Source organism: Sporomusa sp. GT1 (assembly GCF_014634905.1).
Lineage (GTDB): Bacteria > Bacillota > Negativicutes > Sporomusales > Sporomusaceae > Sporomusa > Sporomusa sphaeroides.
In genome coordinates, this window is the sequence record NZ_BMBX01000002.1 from 105,078 (window position 1) to 120,451 (window position 15,374).

A 15,374-nucleotide genomic window follows, 5' to 3' on the forward strand; every position below is an offset into this window, starting at 1 on the left:
TTTGGGCTGATGTATCGCCGCTTATAAACTCTAGTCTACATGAAACGATAAAAGATATGTATGCTATTGTTACTATTAAGGATAGTTTCTATTATGTTTCTAGTAGCGATAGTTACGTTGTTAAGTTTATGGTAAACTCTCCAAAGGACTTCCTCATGACAAGGGGATATATAAAATTGTCAGCATATGGCGCTCTTTCTATGAAATTTTTTGATAATAAACTATATGTATGCTGTGATGGGGGATGGCAAGGTAACAGTACTACTTGCTTACAAATTATTGATTTAGCCGTAGATTTCCTTACTGTTGTTCCAATAGTTATAAATAAAACAGCATATATGCCTGACTATGCGTTCTTTCAAGATATTCTTATAGTAGATAGTAACCATGTTTATATTCTTTTAGGCGGAAGCTTCGGTGGGACTAAAAAAGGAACTATTGTCTACTATACTAATATTGACAATGTTGCTAATCCTACCTTTTGGATAAAAGTAATAGAGTATGATAGGGCAAGTGTTTCATACTTATGGAAAATCTACCATGAAGCAGGAAAATTATATGTTGTAGGAAGTGACAGGATGATTATATTTGATTCATTACCAACGAGCCTTACAAACCCTAATCGGACAATTGACTTTAGTAGTACTCTTAGGTCTGTTGCCCAAATTATATAAAGGGGATTAGCACAAAACTATTTACAGACCCTTCAGAATGACGGGAGAACCGTCACGTTGTGCTGCCCTGAAAAATTTTGCAGGACAGGTATGATTTGAACATGGGGACGGTCCTATTTTATCAACTTGCCTGAGAGTCAGTCTATATGAATCCTATGAAAGAGGACATAAAGCATAGCCCCTCTATCTAACGATTTCGTAAATAGAACTTAGCCTAATCTTACATTGGAGTGACATGGGGACGGTCCTATTTTGGAGTGACATGGGGACTGGAGTGACATGGGGACGGTCCTATTTTGTCAACTTGCCTGAGAGTAAGTCTATATGAATCCTATGAAAGGACATAAAGCATAGTCTCTAACGATTTCGTAAATAGAATTTAGCCTAATCTTAATACCTCTAGTGTAAGCAAGAATCGTGCTTAAAAGGGTGTACTAGTATGTGAACACGAAAAAGGAAGCCAAAGCTGGCTTCCTGCAGTCTTTATTCGCTTGTCTTTTTTAGAAAGTACCCTAATATAATTCGAGGAATTCGGCAGGACTGATAATCTCCGGCTTTTCCAAATCCAGTCCGTCAAAATCCCGGTCGCCCGTGATAAATACGTCTATGTCTTCTACAATTGCCGAATACAAAACCGGATAATCCTTTTCATCGCGTATTTCAAAAAGTCCCGGCTTCGGCTGCACGGGTGTGTAAACAAGCTCATAGGGAAGCTGGCTCAACAATAAATCAACTGCTTCCAGCTTATCTTTGAATTTGCGGCGCACCACGTTCAGCAATTCATCTACAACATAGGATGAAAGGACAAGTTCGTGCTCCATCATGATTTTGTAAATTAGTGTATTCATCGGCTGACTTGGAAACAGCAACGCCGATATGAGGACATTGGTGTCAATCATCACGCGCATGGCGTTTCTCCCAAACCTCGCGGCGCACCCCTTTTACCATGTCCACAACATCCTGTTCTGTTTTTAGGCCCAGCCGCTCCGCTTCCCCCGCAAAAGCGTTCTGTGCAGTTTTAAGGGCAATCATAGCGGCATTGCCCATAATGATGCGTCCGTTTTCCTCAATAAAAACAACTTTATCGCCGTCTTTTACGCCAAGCTTTTTACGTATTGCAGCGGGAATCGTGATTTGACCGCGCATTGTGATTTTGGCAAGCTCCATAGTCATGCTCCTTTCAGGAATGCATTGGAATCAATGCATTCCTTGAAGATAGTATATGCTATCTTTACGAAAAATTCAACCGATTTATCCCTAATAACTACCTTTTGTAAATAGAACTTAGCCTAATCTTAGCACCTCTAATGTAAACATAACTTTATTTGCTCCGGATTGCCGGTAAGTTAAGCTTGTGGTACTCGAAGAAAAGCGTAAAAAATAATGCTCACAGAACAATGCGTAACAGGAAAAACGGTTTTAAAGTGGAAGTAGGAATATATAATAGCCAACTCCAGGTTTCAAGCATGTCTGATATGCTATCCTAATCAAAAGGTTTTGAGCATATACTAAGAGTAATATAGGGCTTTGAAAGAAGGGAGCGATTAAAATGAGTGACTTTATGGATTTATGTCTTAAGAGACAAAGCTGCAGGAATTTTGCGGATCAACCGGTAGAACGCGAAAAGCTGGTCAAATGTGTTGAGGCGGCCCGCCTGGCCCCCTCTGGTTGTAATGGGCAACCCTGGAGTTTTGTTATTGTGGAAAACCCGGAAATTGTGGGTAAGATAGCAGAATGCACTCAGCAGCTTGGAGTAAATGACTATATTTCCAAAGCAAAAGCTTTTTTTGTTGTGGTTGAAGAACACGCAAATTTAATGCCCCAGCTAAAGAACCTTGTGGACAGCCAATATTTTGCTCCCGGCGATATTGGAGCGGTGGTTGCCTATCTTTGTCTGGAAGCCGAATCACAAGGAATCGGTACTTGCATCTTAGGCGTATATAACAGAGAGATAATCAAATCATTGCTGAACATCCCGCAGGAAAAACATATAGGCGGGTTAATTGCAGTCGGATATCCGGCAGATCTTACGGTGCGAAAGAAGTCCCGTAAACCATTGGAAGAAATTCTTCGGTTCGTTTAAACATCCGGTCAGTTTACCGGGAAAGTTTCATTGTTTTGTAGATAGCAGGATGGTACAGTGCAGCTTAAGTGGGTGGTAAAGTGTTGCATAACAGCCAGCAATATATTCGCAGCGTCCAATTGCTGCGGGATAAGGTCAGGCGGTTTGATGCCTATCCGTTTTGTTTGCCTGCAATTTCCGGCCTGCATGAGTTGCTGTTTCATCCCCGGGTCACGTTTATTGTGGGGGAGAACGGGACAGGCAAGTCGACTCTGCTGGAGGCGGTGGCAATTGCCTGGGGCTTCAATGCAGAAGGGGGAACAGCCAACTTTACTTTCACCACGCAGGCATCTCATTCTGACCTCAATGAATACATCCGGCTGGTCAAAGGGATAAAACGTCCGCGCGACGGCTTCTTTTTGCGGGCGGAGAGTTTCTATAATCTGGCGACAACCATTGAGCAACTGGATTCGGCAGGCGGTCTGGGCAGGCGGATTGTTGAATCCTATGGCGGGAAATCTTTGCATCAGCTGTCCCATGGCGAATCTTTTTTCGCTGTGTTCCAAAACAGATTTGGCGGTAATGGACTATATATCCTCGATGAGCCGGAAGCGGCTTTATCGCCTATCAGGCAGATGGCTTTGCTGACGCGCTTACATGAACTGGTTAAGCAAGACTCACAATTTATTATTGCGACGCATTCCCCCATTGTTATGGCCTATCCGGACAGTATGATCATTCAACTGACGCCGCAGGGCCTGTGTCAGATTGATTACCGACAGACAGAGCATTATCTGGTCATGAAAGAATTTGCCAATAATCCTGAAAAAATGTTGAAAATCCTATTGGAAGAATGAGTAGAGTTGAAGAAAGCCCCTGTTAAAGCCTTGGTTTATAACCGGCTGTAACAGGGGCTTTTTATTTACTTATATACTGTCAGGCAGCTCTCACAGGCTTACGTTAATGACACCACAACATAAGCGGCGGCAACCAGAATCACTTCCAGGAAGGCAATGGGCCGCAGGGTTTTGAGAAAATCGGCCTTGAAGTAATCCAGGGTCACCAATAAGCAGAGGTGGGCCGGGGAGAGCATTTGCCCGGCAGAGCCGGCGACAAAGCAAAACATAACCAGGTTAATATCACCGGGGGCCAGTGCCAGCAGGAAAGGGAAAGTAATTACGACAAAGCCCTGGGCGGTGCCTGTCAGGATACCGCCGGCAAAAGCAATTGCGCCAATAATGACGGCGTTGGAGACGGCTAAGCTGTTAAGCAATGCGGCGATCTCCTGAACGGCGCCGCTTTGCTGTAAAATGTGCTGGAAAAAGAGAATACCGGCAATACCCCACAACAATTTGCGGTCAAGGGCGTGGCGCAGCATTGCGCTGACCTCCTGTAATGGCTGGCGCAGAATCAGTGCCATGGCGGCAACCACCAGCCCCATGGATAGGGCTGCCGATAATTTTAGGAACACAATCAGCACAAAGTTAACCAGAATAGGTCCTGTCGCCAGCGCGATATAGCGGTAGCCGGTATCGTCGATGCTGCCGGACTCAGTGGCAGCCGCCGTCTGGGGTGTGATCTGCCGGCTTTTGAGCGGCGTAATAAAAAAAAGCCAGCCAATGACTAAGGAGAGGGCGGTGACCCACACCATATTGGCGATCAGTGCGCTGAGCGGTATGCCGGAAAGCTGGCTGGCCAGGAGCATACTGGTGAAAATAGGATTGCTAAACTCCCAGACATGGCGGAACCAGTAATTAATGGCTGTCTTGGTTTCGGCTTTCAGATTAAAAGGCTTACTGGCGCTTTCTACCAGCGGCGCGGAAAAGATGGCGCCGCCCAAGGAGGGTAAAAATCCGAGAAAAGCAGGCATCAACGGCAGCAAAATCCGGTCACTTCGCAGCAGCCTGCGGGAGGTTACCATCAGGCCGTCGATAATGCCGCTGGTTCGCAGCTGGTGTTCAAGGCACATGACAAAATACAGGGCAAAGAGTATTTCCCAGGTGCTATAACTGCTGACCAGATTCTTTAGGGCAGTGCCTAAATGCTGCAAGGTAAGGCCGGATAAAACGAACAGCAGGCCGGAACCGGCCAGCATGGCATTGCCCATTTTTACTTTACGGTTAAGCAGAAATACGATAAGTCCCAGGGTGAGGAAAATTTTTAGTACGGCAAACATGATAAAACAACAACTCCTACATCTCAATAAGTGTAAACACTGCACTGTTCACCGGCGCTGCCGGAGGGAAGTATTGCGGTTTATGTACTTATATTAGTCCTAATCTGCTGGCATTTCAAGGATTAATTACTATTTGTCCGGTTATCCTGTCAGGCCTGATGCCAGGGCTGTGCCTGATTGGTGCCGGGCAGGGGAAACTGCGCTCAAAGGAAAAAAAGGGATATTCGCGCCCGGGCGGGCAGCGAGTATCCCTTTGGTATTACCAAGCACTATTTCAATTTGTTGGCCTGCAAAGCAGCGGCTATTTTGGCATTTAATCTAAGCAGCTGTTGAACCGAGTCGGGGTCAAATCCATAGGCTTGGGCGGTTGCTATTACTTCGTGCCAGGCTTTGTCCACAGCCGGAGCATGGTAGTCGCCGGTGGTTTCGCAAAACCGGCTGCCTGAAGCTGTCTCCTGTTCCAGGGTACGCCCGACAAGCCAGTCGATACTTACCTGGAAATAATCGGCTATGCGGCATAGTGTGGCAATATCCGGTTCCCGGCGGTTAACTTCCCAGGAAGCTAATGTGGAACGTTCGACCTTAAGAATGGCTGCCAATTCTTCTTGGGTTAATTTACTTCTCAATTGTTTGATTTTTTCTCCGAGAGTTCTCATAAGCCACGCTCCTTACCTACTGCTTACAATAACGCGCTTACGCCCCGGATTCAATTATTGTGTCCATAAGACAATAATTGGAAGGGATTTTGGGAACCATTGGCGAAAATTAGTGTCATAAGGACACTAATAAGGCTTGGATGCAAGGGGGCGTTTGTGGTGGAGATAATTTGGCCAAAGGCGAGTGAGGATGAGTCAGCTAAGAGTTCCCGCCAGGAGCTGATTGGTCGCATGGCTATTGGAGTAGCGCATGAAATTAGAAATCCACTGACTGTTATTAAAGGCTATTTACAGCTGCAAGAGAAAAAATCAACATACTGTACCGGTGACTCACTATGTATTATATATCAGGAAATACACCGGATTGAAACAGTAATAACCAGTATATTATCCTTAGCTCAGAATAAAGCCATTAAAAGGATACCGGAAAATCTTAACCACATACTTGAACACCTGTATCCGGCTGTTAAGCAGGCTGCTGCCAGGAACGGCATTGTAACCGAATTGTTGTTACCCGAACATTTGCCATTGCTGGCCTTGGATGCTGCCGAGATAGGAGAACTGGTGCTGCAGCTGGCTTATAACGGTATCGAAGCCATGCAGCCTGCCGGCAGATTAACCATCGGTGCTGTGCAAACAGCCGGCACAGTTACTTTATATGTGAAGGATGAGGGCAACGGCATTCCGCCGGAGCAAAGGGAACGGATTTTTGATCCGTTTTATACCACAAAATCAGGCAATACCGGTCTGGGACTTGCCATTAGCCTTAGTATTGTCGAAAGGCATCAGGGGAAAATTGAAATAATCTCCGGTGTGGGAGCAGGCAGCGTATTCAAAGTCATGTTTCCGGTCCTGGAACAGTAATCGGGAGCTGCGGTACAGGGATTCCCATTGCTCCCTTTGGTATAACATGGTAATATATAACACAACTAATACATGGACGGTGAGAAAAATGGATTATATAATGTCCCGGTTAACCGACGGTGCTTATGTAATTGCTGTTGAGGATACCACTACCTGGGATAGTATGACCTATAGCAACATGTATGTATTACAGCAGGACAGCCGGGTTATCCTGGTGGATGCCGGACTGAAGGCTTACCAGAGCGCTGTGGTTGCGGCGCTGGCCGAAATTGGGATACAGCCGGAGCAGGTTACCCATGTGCTCTTGACCCATGGACACCGTGATCATGTCGAGGGAGCCGCCCTGTTTACCAATGCCCAAAAGTTTATCCATAGCGCTGATTGGCCCATGCTGGCATCGCCGCTGGCCGCGCAGGTTGCCAAATTCACCCCGCAGGCTGAAGCAGGCATGTTTGCCGCCGCCGGCCTGAAGGGGCTGGACGTGGTGCTGGTCAATACTCATTCGCCGGGTTCGGTGGCTATCTACGACCACTGCTCGCAGGCGCTGTTTGTGGGCGACTTTTTCTGTTACTTTGGCGAAGCTTTGCCTGAGGGGCGGCTGGTTACGAATAGTGAGGCTATTAAGCGGGGATCTTGTCAGTATGTGGCCGGGCAGGCAGCTGCCGGCGGGCAGGAGTTTGCTGCTTTTATGCAGGGACTTAGCCGGCTGCTTGCTTACCGGCCTGAATTTTTCTGCACCGGGCATGGTGTCGTTCTGTGCAAGGATATTCACAGCTTCTTAAACAATATGTGGCAGAGTGGCACCCAAACCCGTAACGCTAAATAAAGGAGAGATATTTTATGGATTTTACCTTTGCTCACAACAATATCAATGTACTTAATCTGGAAAAAAGCATGGCTTTTTACCAGGAGGCGCTGCAGCTTACCGAAACCCGGCGCATTGAAAAACCGGGTTTTACCATCGTGTATCTTGGCGACGGCCAAACACCGCATAAGCTGGAGCTTACCTGGATTAAAGACCGCAAAGAACCGTATAAGCTGGGGGAAAACGAGTTTCATCTGGCCTTTACCACCAATGATTTTGACAAAGCTTACGCCCACCACAAGGCCATGGGCTGTATTTGTTACGAAAACAAGGAGATGGGCATTTATTTTATCTCCGATCCTGACGGATATTGGCTGGAAGTTCTGCCTGCCGGGTTTTAGCATCGCGCAGGGCCGACAGGCCGGTTAATTGAAAAGCAAATTTGAGCTTATCCATAAAGGCAGGGACAGTTATGTTCCAGCCTTTATGGATTTTTTTTATGAATTTCTAATTGACATTTTGTGAAACCTATCATAGAATAACATATGAACATATAATCACATGATGTGAGGTGGAATTACCATGAAGGTATTAGAGAAAGACATTAAAGATATTTGTGAAGACTGCTGTGTTCATCCGCAGACTGTGTGTCTGGCCAAAGCCGCCATGTTGAAGGACGACAAGGTGCAGGAACTGGCCGAGATGTTTAAAATACTGGGTGACCCTACGAGGATTAGAATCCTGCACCTGTTGTCCAGAGGCGAAATGTGTGTATGTGATATTGCTGAAACACTGGGGATGAACCAGTCGGCAGTATCCCATCAACTGCGCACACTGCGCGGCGCCAGACTGGTGAAGTTCCGTAAAGTGGGCAAAGAAGCCCTGTATTCCCTGGATGATGATCATGTAATCTCCCTGATGTGTCAGGGATTAGAGCATATTTCTCATGAAGATAGGAGGTAGGAAAATGGAGAAACAAGATGACATTCATTGCGGCTGCGGCTGTTGTGGGGGAGAGGCAGCCGCGGCCGTCAGTGAAGGCGGTGTTGCCGCCCTTGATAGTGATCAGTTGATTCAGGCTACTTTTTTGGTTGACGGGTTGGATTGTGCCGATTGCGCGGCAAAGGTGGAAAAAGCCGTTCGCCGCCTTACCGGGGTAGTGGACGCTCAGATGAATTTTGCCGCCGCGAAACTGAAGGTGAATTATGATGCCGCCAGGCTGGCGGATGTTGATATTGTAAACGTGATTACCGGCTTTGGCTATCGCGTGGGCGTGAGTCCGGCGGCACAGGCTGCGCCGGGTTATCAAAAAACGGTCTTCCGTATCTCCGGCTTAGACTGTGCCGATTGTGCCGCTAAACTGGAGAAACGCGTTGCTGCTCTGGCCGGAGTGCGTGCGGTGCAGCTGAATTTTGGCACCGGCAACATGGCGGTAGAGCATAGCTGCCAGGTGAGGGAGATTATCCAGGCCGTGGAGCAAGCCGGTTATGAGGCGGTTGAGGGCAGTAAACCGGCAGCGGCGGCTGTTGATAAACAGGCATGGTGGCAAAAGCCGCGGATGCTGGCCACCCTGGTGTCAGGTGTCCTGGTGGCTGCCGGTATGGTTATGGATTGGATGGCAGTAAATGAACAGGCGGTAATCACCGCCTATGTCCTGGCCATGCTGATCGGCGGTTATCATGTGGCCAAAAGCGGTTTTTACGGACTCAAGAGCATGACCATGGACACCAACTTTCTTATGGTAATTGCCGTTATTGGTGCGGCAGCCATTGGTGAATGGAGCGAGGGGGCGACAGTGGTCTTTCTCTTTTCCCTGGGAAATGCCCTGCAAGCCTACACTCTGGATAAGACCCGGGACTCCATTCGGGCGCTCATGGAACTTGCGCCGCGCGAGGCCTTGGTAAAACGCGATGGTGAGGAACTGCGGCTGCCGGTAGAAGCAATTGTCGTTGGTGATGTCATTATTGTTAAGCCGGGTGAACGGATTGCGATGGATGGAACGGTAATGAGCGGGATTTCCGCTGTCAATCAGGCTGCGATAACCGGTGAATCCATGCCTGTGGAAAAACAGGCCGGCAGCAATGTATATGCCGGTACAGTCAATGAGCAAGGGGCTCTGGAAATTGTAGTAGACAAATTGGCGGAAGACTCTACCCTGGCCAAAATTATGCATATGGTGGAGGAAGCCCAGGCCAAGAAAGCTCCCTTGCAGCAAATGGTGGATGTTTTTGCGAAATACTATACCCCGGCAGTCATCCTGACCGCCGTAGCCCTAACCCTGGTGCCGACGTTTGTATTTCATGAACCTTTTGATGTATGGTTTTACCGGGCGCTGGTCCTGCTGGTTATTTCCTGCCCGTGCGCGCTGGTTATTTCCACACCGGTATCCATTGTATCAGCCATTGGTAACGCTTCGCGCAATGGGGTGCTGATAAAAGGCGGCGCATATCTGGAACAAATGGGGAAAATCCGGGCGGTAGCCTTTGATAAGACCGGTACGTTAACGGTTGGCAAGCCCAAAGTGACTGATGTGCTGCCGTTGTCAGGCCTGGCGGCGGAGGAACTGCTGCGTACGGCGGCAGCGGTGGAAAAGTGGTCGGAGCACCCGCTGGCGCAGGCCATTGTTGCTCACGCAGGCAATCATAGCCTGCCGCAGGTTGCTAACTTCCAGGCGCTTGTTGGCCGGGGCGCCCAGGCTGAGCTTGAGGGGCAAACCGTATATGTGGGGAATGCGAGACTCTTTGAGGAATTGGGTCATGAACTTACTGCCCACGAGCAGGGCTGGTCACTGCTGGAGGCCCAGGGCAAAACCGTGATGCTGGTGGGAACTGACAAGGAAGTTTACGGCATGATTGCGGTAGCCGACGTTTTGCGGGATAACAGCGCTGAGGCCGTAGCCGCCATCAAGGCCACCGGGGTGGAGCAGGTGGTTATGCTGACAGGCGATAATAACCGGGTGGCAGGTGCCATCGCCGGGAGACTGGGGCTGGACGCTTTCTACGGCGAGCTGTTACCGGCTGATAAAGCGACAACCCTAAAAGACATGGCAGGCCAATATGGCAGTGTGGCCATGGTGGGTGACGGAGTAAATGATGCTCCGGCACTGGCGACAGCCGATGTGGGTATCGCCATGGGGGTTGCCGGTTCGGATACGGCGCTGGAAACCGCAGATATTGCGCTGTTATCGGACGATTTGAGCAAGCTTTCCTATGTCATGAGACTCAGCCGCAAAACAGTGTCAATTATCAAACAGAACATTAGTTTCTCCCTGGGGGTTAAGCTGCTGTTTGTTGTTGCTACCTTCTTCGGCTTTGTCAATCTCTGGCTGGCCGTGCTGGCCGATACCGGGGCGGCTTTGCTGGTAACGCTGAACGGCATGCGTCTGGTACGTGAGATCAAGTAATTGGAGCAAATAAAACAACCGGCACCCTGATCAGGGTGCCGGTTGTTATTTGGCTGGCTAAGCCGATTAGTAGGTTTCCACAAACACTTCAAAGTGTGCTTGCGGATGGGCGCAGGCCGGGCACAGCTCCGGAGCCTGTTCGCCTGTATGAATATGACCACAGTTGTTGCATTTCCATTGAACGGCAGCAGGCTTTTTGAAGACAGTGCCTTCTACGATGTTGTTATACAGTTTTTTGAAGCGGTTTTCATGGTGTTTTTCCACTTCGGCGATATTGCGGAAAATCGTGGCAATAGCCGGGAAGCCTTCCTGGTCGGCCACATCGGCAAAGGCGGGATACAGGTCGGTCCATTCTTCATTTTCGCCTTCGGCGGCAGCCTTAAGATTGGCTTTGGTGTCACCCCAGGCTACCGGATAGTCGGCCTGGATGTTAACCATTTCACCGTCTAAGCATTCCACCAGAAACTTAAAGAAACGCTTGGCATGTTCTTTTTCGTTATCGGCAGTCTCGGTGAAGATGTTGGAGATTTGTACATAGCCTTCTTTTTTGGCAGTGGAAGCATAATAGGTGTAACGGGTTCTGGCTTGTGATTCACCCGCAAATGCTTTCATCAGATTTTCTGCAGTTTTGGTTCCTTTTAATGATTTCATACGGATCCTCCTTATATTTTGGCACTAAGATGGTAGAAAACCGCCGGAATTCTTATTGCCAGCATGGTTTTCTAGTTAATAATTACTACAAAGTAACCGGAAATCCTGCCGGCAGCCTGAAAAATAATCTGGCAGCCAAACGGGAGGAGAACCAGGGATGGGCAGCGAATCCTTCTGGAATTCGCTGAAAATAGGTTTGCCGGATAAGTTTAGCCGGAGTATCTTGCTGTGATCCTGCAGTTGGCAGCTATAAGGAGTGATCATTAATGCAGGCGATCGTTATTGGGATTGCAGCCTCACTGTTTTTTGCGTCCACTTTTGTACTGAACCGGTCAATGGACCTGGCCGGTGGCAGCTGGATATGGAGCGCTTCCTTGCGCTATTTGTTTACAGTGCCGTTTTTGCTGCTGCTTGTTTTGTCCAGGCAAAATCTGCAGGCATTGTTTGCCGAGATGAGAGCCCGGCCTGGCGCGTGGCTGCTATGGAGTACCGTCGGGTTCGGGCTGTTTTATGCGCCCTTATGTTTTGCCGCCGCCTACGGCCCGGCCTGGCTGGTGGCGGGAACCTGGCAAATCACCATTGTTGCGGGGTGTTTGCTGGTACCGGTCTTCTTTCAGAAAGCGCTACCGCAGGGGGCCGGTCGTTTGGGTTTACCGCTAAGGGAACTGGCGACATCCCTGTTTATTTTACTGGGGGTTGTGCTTATTCAAATGCAGGCGGCCCGCCATACCGCCCTGGGTGATTTGGCGGCAGGTTTTTTTCCTGTCCTTATTGCTGCCTTTGCCTATCCGCTGGGTAACCGGAAAATGATGGCGGTGTGCCGGGGCAAGCTGGATGTGTATCAGCGGGTATTAGGCATGACCCTTGCGAGTATGCCATTTTGGCTGCTGTTGTCTGCTTACGGTACTGTCACCGTCGGTTTGCCGGACTGGAATCAGATAGTACAATCGCTGCTTGTTGCCGTGTGCTCGGGGATTATTGCAACAGTACTGTTTTTTTACGCCACCGACCTGACTAACGGGGACGCTAAAAAGCTGGCCGCTGTTGAAGCCACCCAGGCAGGTGAAGTGGTGTTCGCTATTTTGGGAGAGGTAGTGTTTTTGGCGGCGCCAATACCTTCAGGCTTCTCTTTGGCAGGCATTGCCGTGATCATTGTCGGCATGGTGGCACATAGCATCAATTCTCATAAACAGTAAAAACGGCAATGATGTGTTAATTTAGAATTTTTTCATAATAGGCTATTGCGCTGCCGTCCGGAATACGTTATACTTTTAACAAATGCCGATCCGAAGATTGGTTTTGTTAGTTATAGGACTATTATCAAAGAATTGAATAAGTAAGACATATCCACGAAGGGTAACCGGACTACAGTGTCCTGCCCTTCGTGGTTTTTTATTGCCGGGAGTGTAAAGGATACTGCATTTTATTTTTGAAAATAACAGCAAAAAAGGGGAGAGGCGCTATGTTGGAACAACGTATTGAAACTTATTGGGATGGACGTGCTGACAGCTACAACGAAGTGGTACAACGGGAAATGGCCTGCCGGAAAAAACAGGCATGGGAATCACTTTTGCGTAAGTATGCCGGAGACCAGGATAATCTTAAGGTATTGGATGTGGGAACCGGCCCTGGATTTTTCGCCATCTTGCTGTCCGGACTTAATTATTCGGTTACTGCTGTTGATAAATGTGAGGAAATGCTGAGACAAGCCCGGAAAAATGCGGCATTGGCAGGAAAGATCATAAAATTCCTGAAAGCCGATGTGCATGCCGTTGATTTGCCTGAAGGGAGTCTGGATTTGATTGTATCCCGAAATGTAACCTGGCTGCTGCCTAACCCGCTGGAGGTATATCAGGAATGGCACCGGCTGTTAAAACCAACAGGCAAAGTACTGGTTTTCGATGCCAATTGGCATTTGCGTCTAAGTGATCCGGAACTTCAGGCTGAGCATGACAAGTATGTAGCGTTAGCCATGGCAAAAGGCTACAGGCACAATACTTCACCCGCGCAGCAGCAAGAGAATGAAGCCATTGCCCGCAAGTTACCGCTGACTTATGAAAAGCGTCCGTTATGGGATGAGCAGGCTTTCCGCCGGTGCGGTTTTCAGCAGGTAGTAATTGAAGAAAATATCAGTCCCCTGGTTCATGACGAAATGGAACAACTGCTGTATACGCCCACCCCGATGTTTGCTATTTGTGCTTCGAAGTAATCTGGTTTTGGACTTAGAGACAAGGTGTGAGCCCTTTGGTGGAAGGGGAAAGGGCTGTCAAGGGAGGGGAAGCAAGGGTTGTGCCGGTAAATTTTTTTATTGATCGGGGTATTTCCTTTATTATTTTATTGTTTGGCATTTCCCTGGTGGCTTTTGGCCTCATGGCGCTGGTGCCTGGGGATACACCGGAAATGGTACTGACCTCTATCGGGGTGGAGGCGCCGCCGGAGACTGTAGAAGCCCTGCGGCAACAACTACAGCTTGATGATCCGGTATATATCCGCTATGGGCGCTGGTTATTCCGCGCGCTTCACCTGGATTTGGGCATATCCTACCGGACAGGCTTACCGGTTGCGGAAGAACTGGGCAGTAGACTGGCGGCTACTGTTCAACTGACCTTGGCTTCACTGGCGTTTGCATTGCTATTTTCTGTGCCGCTGGGTGTGCTTACGGCACTGTATCCTAAAACCTGGCTTGATCTAATCGGGAGAATTACGGTACTGACAGGTTCGTCTATTCCGAACTTTTGGCTGGGGCTGCTCCTGGCCTATGTGTTTGGCGTACGATTGCAGTGGCTGCCCATCGCCGGTGCCGGTGGCTGGGAAGGTTTGATTCTGCCGGCAGCCACGTTGGGCTTCGGCATGCTGGCGGCATATACCCGGCTATTGCGAGGCAGTATGCTGGACGCCCTGTCCCAGGGCTTTATCCGGGTGGGCAGAGCCAAGGGGCTAAAGGAAAAGTGGCTTATCGGCCGCCATGCGCTCCGGTATGCCTTGCTGCCGGTTTTGACCTGGTTTGGTATCAGTATTGGGCAGTTATTGGGCGGCAGTGTTGTGGTGGAGACTTTATTTTCCTGGCCGGGATTGGGGCGGTTTGCGGTGGAGAGTATCCAGGGACGTGATTATCCGGTGATTCAGGGGTATGTTCTCTTCTCGGCCCTGGCAGTTGTTACCGTAAATGTAGTGGTCGATTGCCTCTATTCCTGCCTTGACCCGAGGATTCGCTTAGGAGGTGGGCAGGAGCAATGAAACAAAACCTTTGGTCTATGTATTGGCAGCGTCTAAAACAGGATAAAGCAGGTATCTGCGGCTTGCTGATACTGCTGGTTTTTGCCGGTATGGCGTTAACGGCTCCGTATTTATCCTTGCATGATCCGCTGGCAGTGCAGCTTGGCGCCCGGTTGCAAAATCCCAGTGCCCAATATCCTTTCGGCACCGATCATCTTGGCCGCTGTATTTTCAGCCGGGTGGTCTATGGTGCGCAGGTTTCCCTTGCGGCGGCAGGTATTGTGCTTGCCAGTGTGCTTGTCATCAGTCTGCCGGTGGGCATGTTTTCCGGTTATACCGGGGGGATGGCTGATCAAATCTTTATGCGCATTGTCGACACTATCCTGGCTTTTCCGCTGCTGATATTAGCCCTGGCCATTGCCGGTTTTCTCGGAGCCGGCCTGGTTAACGTTATGCTGGCACTGGCGGCTGTATGGTGGGTCAGTTATGCCCGCATTGTGCGCGGTTTGACGCTGGCAGCCAAAGAAAAAGATTTCGTTATGGCGGCCAGGGCGGCAGGGACCAAAACAATACCCATCTTATATCAGCATATTTTGCCGCATGTTCTGGGGACGGTGATTGTGCTGGCAACTCTTGATATGGGAAAACTGATTATGGCGGTAGCCGGCCTTTCTTTTCTGGGACTGGGAGCCCAGCCGCCAACACCGGAATGGGGCAGCATGCTTAATGACGGCAGACCTTATTTTCAGGCGGCGCCGCATGTCATGCTGTTTCCGGGGCTGGCCATTGCCACGGTGGTATTATCCTGTAATCTTTTTGGCGACGCACTCCGGGATGCGCTCAATCCCCGGGGCATGACGGAGTAGG

Annotated in this window: 17 protein-coding genes; 12 read left to right on the forward strand and 5 right to left on the reverse strand. The window is 49.1% G+C overall.

The features are described from left to right. Positions 1-56: 56 nt before the first annotated feature. Entirely contained in the window at positions 57-674 is a 618-nt protein-coding gene (locus GT1_RS04125) for a hypothetical protein (protein ID WP_223226044.1), read from the forward strand. 512 nt (positions 675-1,186) lie between these two features. Here the strand turns inward: GT1_RS04125 and GT1_RS04130 are convergent. Further along, a complete protein-coding gene (locus GT1_RS04130; protein ID WP_188397656.1) occupies positions 1,187-1,582 on the reverse strand; it encodes a putative toxin-antitoxin system toxin component, PIN family in 396 nt (131 codons plus the stop codon). Then, positions 1,566-1,841 carry an AbrB/MazE/SpoVT family DNA-binding domain-containing protein gene (locus GT1_RS04135; RefSeq protein WP_188397657.1) on the reverse strand — a complete coding sequence of 92 codons (276 nt, stop codon included), beginning with the start codon at positions 1,839-1,841 and terminating at the stop codon, positions 1,566-1,568. Before GT1_RS04135 ends, GT1_RS04130 begins: the two co-directional genes overlap by 17 nt. 382 nt (positions 1,842-2,223) lie before the next feature. Between GT1_RS04135 and GT1_RS04140 the strand changes: the two genes are divergently transcribed. Then, positions 2,224-2,757, forward strand: coding sequence for a nitroreductase family protein (locus GT1_RS04140; RefSeq protein ID WP_188397658.1), 534 nt, complete (start codon positions 2,224-2,226; stop codon positions 2,755-2,757). A gap of 68 nt (positions 2,758-2,825) precedes the next feature. Continuing rightward, the gene (locus GT1_RS04145) at positions 2,826-3,593 is read left to right on the forward strand and encodes an AAA family ATPase (RefSeq protein ID WP_223226045.1); all 768 of its coding nucleotides are present in this window, start codon (positions 2,826-2,828) and stop codon (positions 3,591-3,593) included. Positions 3,594-3,691: 98 nt separating this feature from the next. Here GT1_RS04145 and GT1_RS04150 read toward each other — a convergent pair whose 3' ends face one another. Both GT1_RS04150 and GT1_RS04155 read right to left on the reverse strand, forming a co-directional pair. Further along, a complete protein-coding gene (locus tag GT1_RS04150; protein ID WP_188397660.1) occupies positions 3,692-4,912 on the reverse strand; it encodes a DUF401 family protein in 1,221 nt (406 codons plus the stop codon). Between the two features lie 269 nt (positions 4,913-5,181). Next, positions 5,182-5,568, reverse strand: coding sequence for a helix-turn-helix domain-containing protein (locus GT1_RS04155; RefSeq protein WP_188397661.1), 387 nt, complete (start codon positions 5,566-5,568; stop codon positions 5,182-5,184). 159 nt (positions 5,569-5,727) lie between these two features. On the opposite strand from GT1_RS04155, the gene GT1_RS04160 reads away from it, so the two are divergent. From GT1_RS04160 to GT1_RS04180, 5 genes are all read left to right on the forward strand, one after another. Then, positions 5,728-6,432: a nitrogen regulation protein NR(II) gene (locus GT1_RS04160; RefSeq protein WP_188397662.1), complete on the forward strand. Its 705-nt coding sequence runs from the start codon at positions 5,728-5,730 to the stop codon at positions 6,430-6,432. 88 nt (positions 6,433-6,520) lie between these two features. Beyond that, positions 6,521-7,258 carry an MBL fold metallo-hydrolase gene (locus tag GT1_RS04165; protein WP_188397663.1) on the forward strand — a complete coding sequence of 246 codons (738 nt, stop codon included), beginning with the start codon at positions 6,521-6,523 and terminating at the stop codon, positions 7,256-7,258. Between the two features lie 14 nt (positions 7,259-7,272). Next, the gene (locus GT1_RS04170; protein ID WP_188397664.1) at positions 7,273-7,638 is read left to right on the forward strand and encodes a VOC family protein; all 366 of its coding nucleotides are present in this window, start codon (positions 7,273-7,275) and stop codon (positions 7,636-7,638) included. 265 nt (positions 7,639-7,903) lie between these two features. Next, positions 7,904-8,200: a metalloregulator ArsR/SmtB family transcription factor gene (locus GT1_RS04175; RefSeq protein ID WP_223226071.1), complete on the forward strand. Its 297-nt coding sequence runs from the start codon at positions 7,904-7,906 to the stop codon at positions 8,198-8,200. A 4-nt stretch (positions 8,201-8,204) separates the two neighbouring features. After that, complete coding sequence (locus tag GT1_RS04180; protein WP_223226046.1) at positions 8,205-10,640, forward strand: heavy metal translocating P-type ATPase; 2,436 nt, start codon at positions 8,205-8,207, stop codon at positions 10,638-10,640. 66 nt (positions 10,641-10,706) lie between these two features. Here GT1_RS04180 and rbr read toward each other — a convergent pair whose 3' ends face one another. After that, positions 10,707-11,291 carry a rubrerythrin gene (rbr, locus tag GT1_RS04185; RefSeq protein WP_075757869.1) on the reverse strand — a complete coding sequence of 195 codons (585 nt, stop codon included), beginning with the start codon at positions 11,289-11,291 and terminating at the stop codon, positions 10,707-10,709. Positions 11,292-11,557: 266 nt separating this feature from the next. Here rbr and GT1_RS04190 point away from each other — a divergent pair, with 266 nt between their 5' ends. The 4 genes from GT1_RS04190 (at position 11,558) to nikC (ending at position 15,373) form a co-directional block, all read left to right on the forward strand. Beyond that, positions 11,558-12,487 (forward strand): multidrug resistance efflux transporter family protein, encoded by a 930-nt coding sequence (locus GT1_RS04190; protein ID WP_188397666.1) that lies wholly within the window; start codon positions 11,558-11,560, stop codon positions 12,485-12,487. 266 nt (positions 12,488-12,753) lie between these two features. Beyond that, the gene (locus tag GT1_RS04195; RefSeq protein ID WP_188397667.1) at positions 12,754-13,500 is read left to right on the forward strand and encodes a class I SAM-dependent methyltransferase; all 747 of its coding nucleotides are present in this window, start codon (positions 12,754-12,756) and stop codon (positions 13,498-13,500) included. Positions 13,501-13,538: 38 nt separating this feature from the next. Then, entirely contained in the window at positions 13,539-14,528 is a 990-nt protein-coding gene (nikB, locus tag GT1_RS04200; RefSeq protein ID WP_223226072.1) for a nickel ABC transporter permease, read from the forward strand. Next, positions 14,525-15,373, forward strand: coding sequence for a nickel transporter permease (nikC, locus tag GT1_RS04205; RefSeq protein WP_223226047.1), 849 nt, complete (start codon positions 14,525-14,527; stop codon positions 15,371-15,373). The genes nikB and nikC overlap by 4 nt, the downstream gene beginning before the upstream one ends. Position 15,374 lies beyond the last annotated feature (1 nt).

Bases quoted from the DNA above. Each gene is read 5' to 3' on its own strand.
- GT1_RS04125 (WP_223226044.1), top strand. From the start codon at position 57: ATGTATGCTATTGTTACTATTAAGGATAGTTTCTATTATGTTTCTAGT.
- GT1_RS04130 (WP_188397656.1), bottom strand. From the start codon at position 1,582: ATGCGCGTGATGATTGACACCAATGTCCTCATATCGGCGTTGCTGTTT.
- GT1_RS04135 (WP_188397657.1), bottom strand. From the start codon at position 1,841: ATGGAGCTTGCCAAAATCACAATGCGCGGTCAAATCACGATTCCCGCT.
- GT1_RS04140 (WP_188397658.1), top strand. From the start codon at position 2,224: ATGAGTGACTTTATGGATTTATGTCTTAAGAGACAAAGCTGCAGGAAT.
- GT1_RS04150 (WP_188397660.1), bottom strand. From the start codon at position 4,912: ATGTTTGCCGTACTAAAAATTTTCCTCACCCTGGGACTTATCGTATTT.
- GT1_RS04155 (WP_188397661.1), bottom strand. From the start codon at position 5,568: ATGAGAACTCTCGGAGAAAAAATCAAACAATTGAGAAGTAAATTAACC.
- GT1_RS04165 (WP_188397663.1), top strand. From the start codon at position 6,521: ATGGATTATATAATGTCCCGGTTAACCGACGGTGCTTATGTAATTGCT.
- GT1_RS04170 (WP_188397664.1), top strand. From the start codon at position 7,273: ATGGATTTTACCTTTGCTCACAACAATATCAATGTACTTAATCTGGAA.
- GT1_RS04175 (WP_223226071.1), top strand. From the start codon at position 7,904: ATGTTGAAGGACGACAAGGTGCAGGAACTGGCCGAGATGTTTAAAATA.
- GT1_RS04180 (WP_223226046.1), top strand. From the start codon at position 8,205: ATGGAGAAACAAGATGACATTCATTGCGGCTGCGGCTGTTGTGGGGGA.
- rbr (WP_075757869.1), bottom strand. From the start codon at position 11,291: ATGAAATCATTAAAAGGAACCAAAACTGCAGAAAATCTGATGAAAGCA.
- GT1_RS04190 (WP_188397666.1), top strand. From the start codon at position 11,558: ATGCAGGCGATCGTTATTGGGATTGCAGCCTCACTGTTTTTTGCGTCC.
- GT1_RS04195 (WP_188397667.1), top strand. From the start codon at position 12,754: ATGTTGGAACAACGTATTGAAACTTATTGGGATGGACGTGCTGACAGC.
- nikC (WP_223226047.1), top strand. From the start codon at position 14,525: ATGAAACAAAACCTTTGGTCTATGTATTGGCAGCGTCTAAAACAGGAT.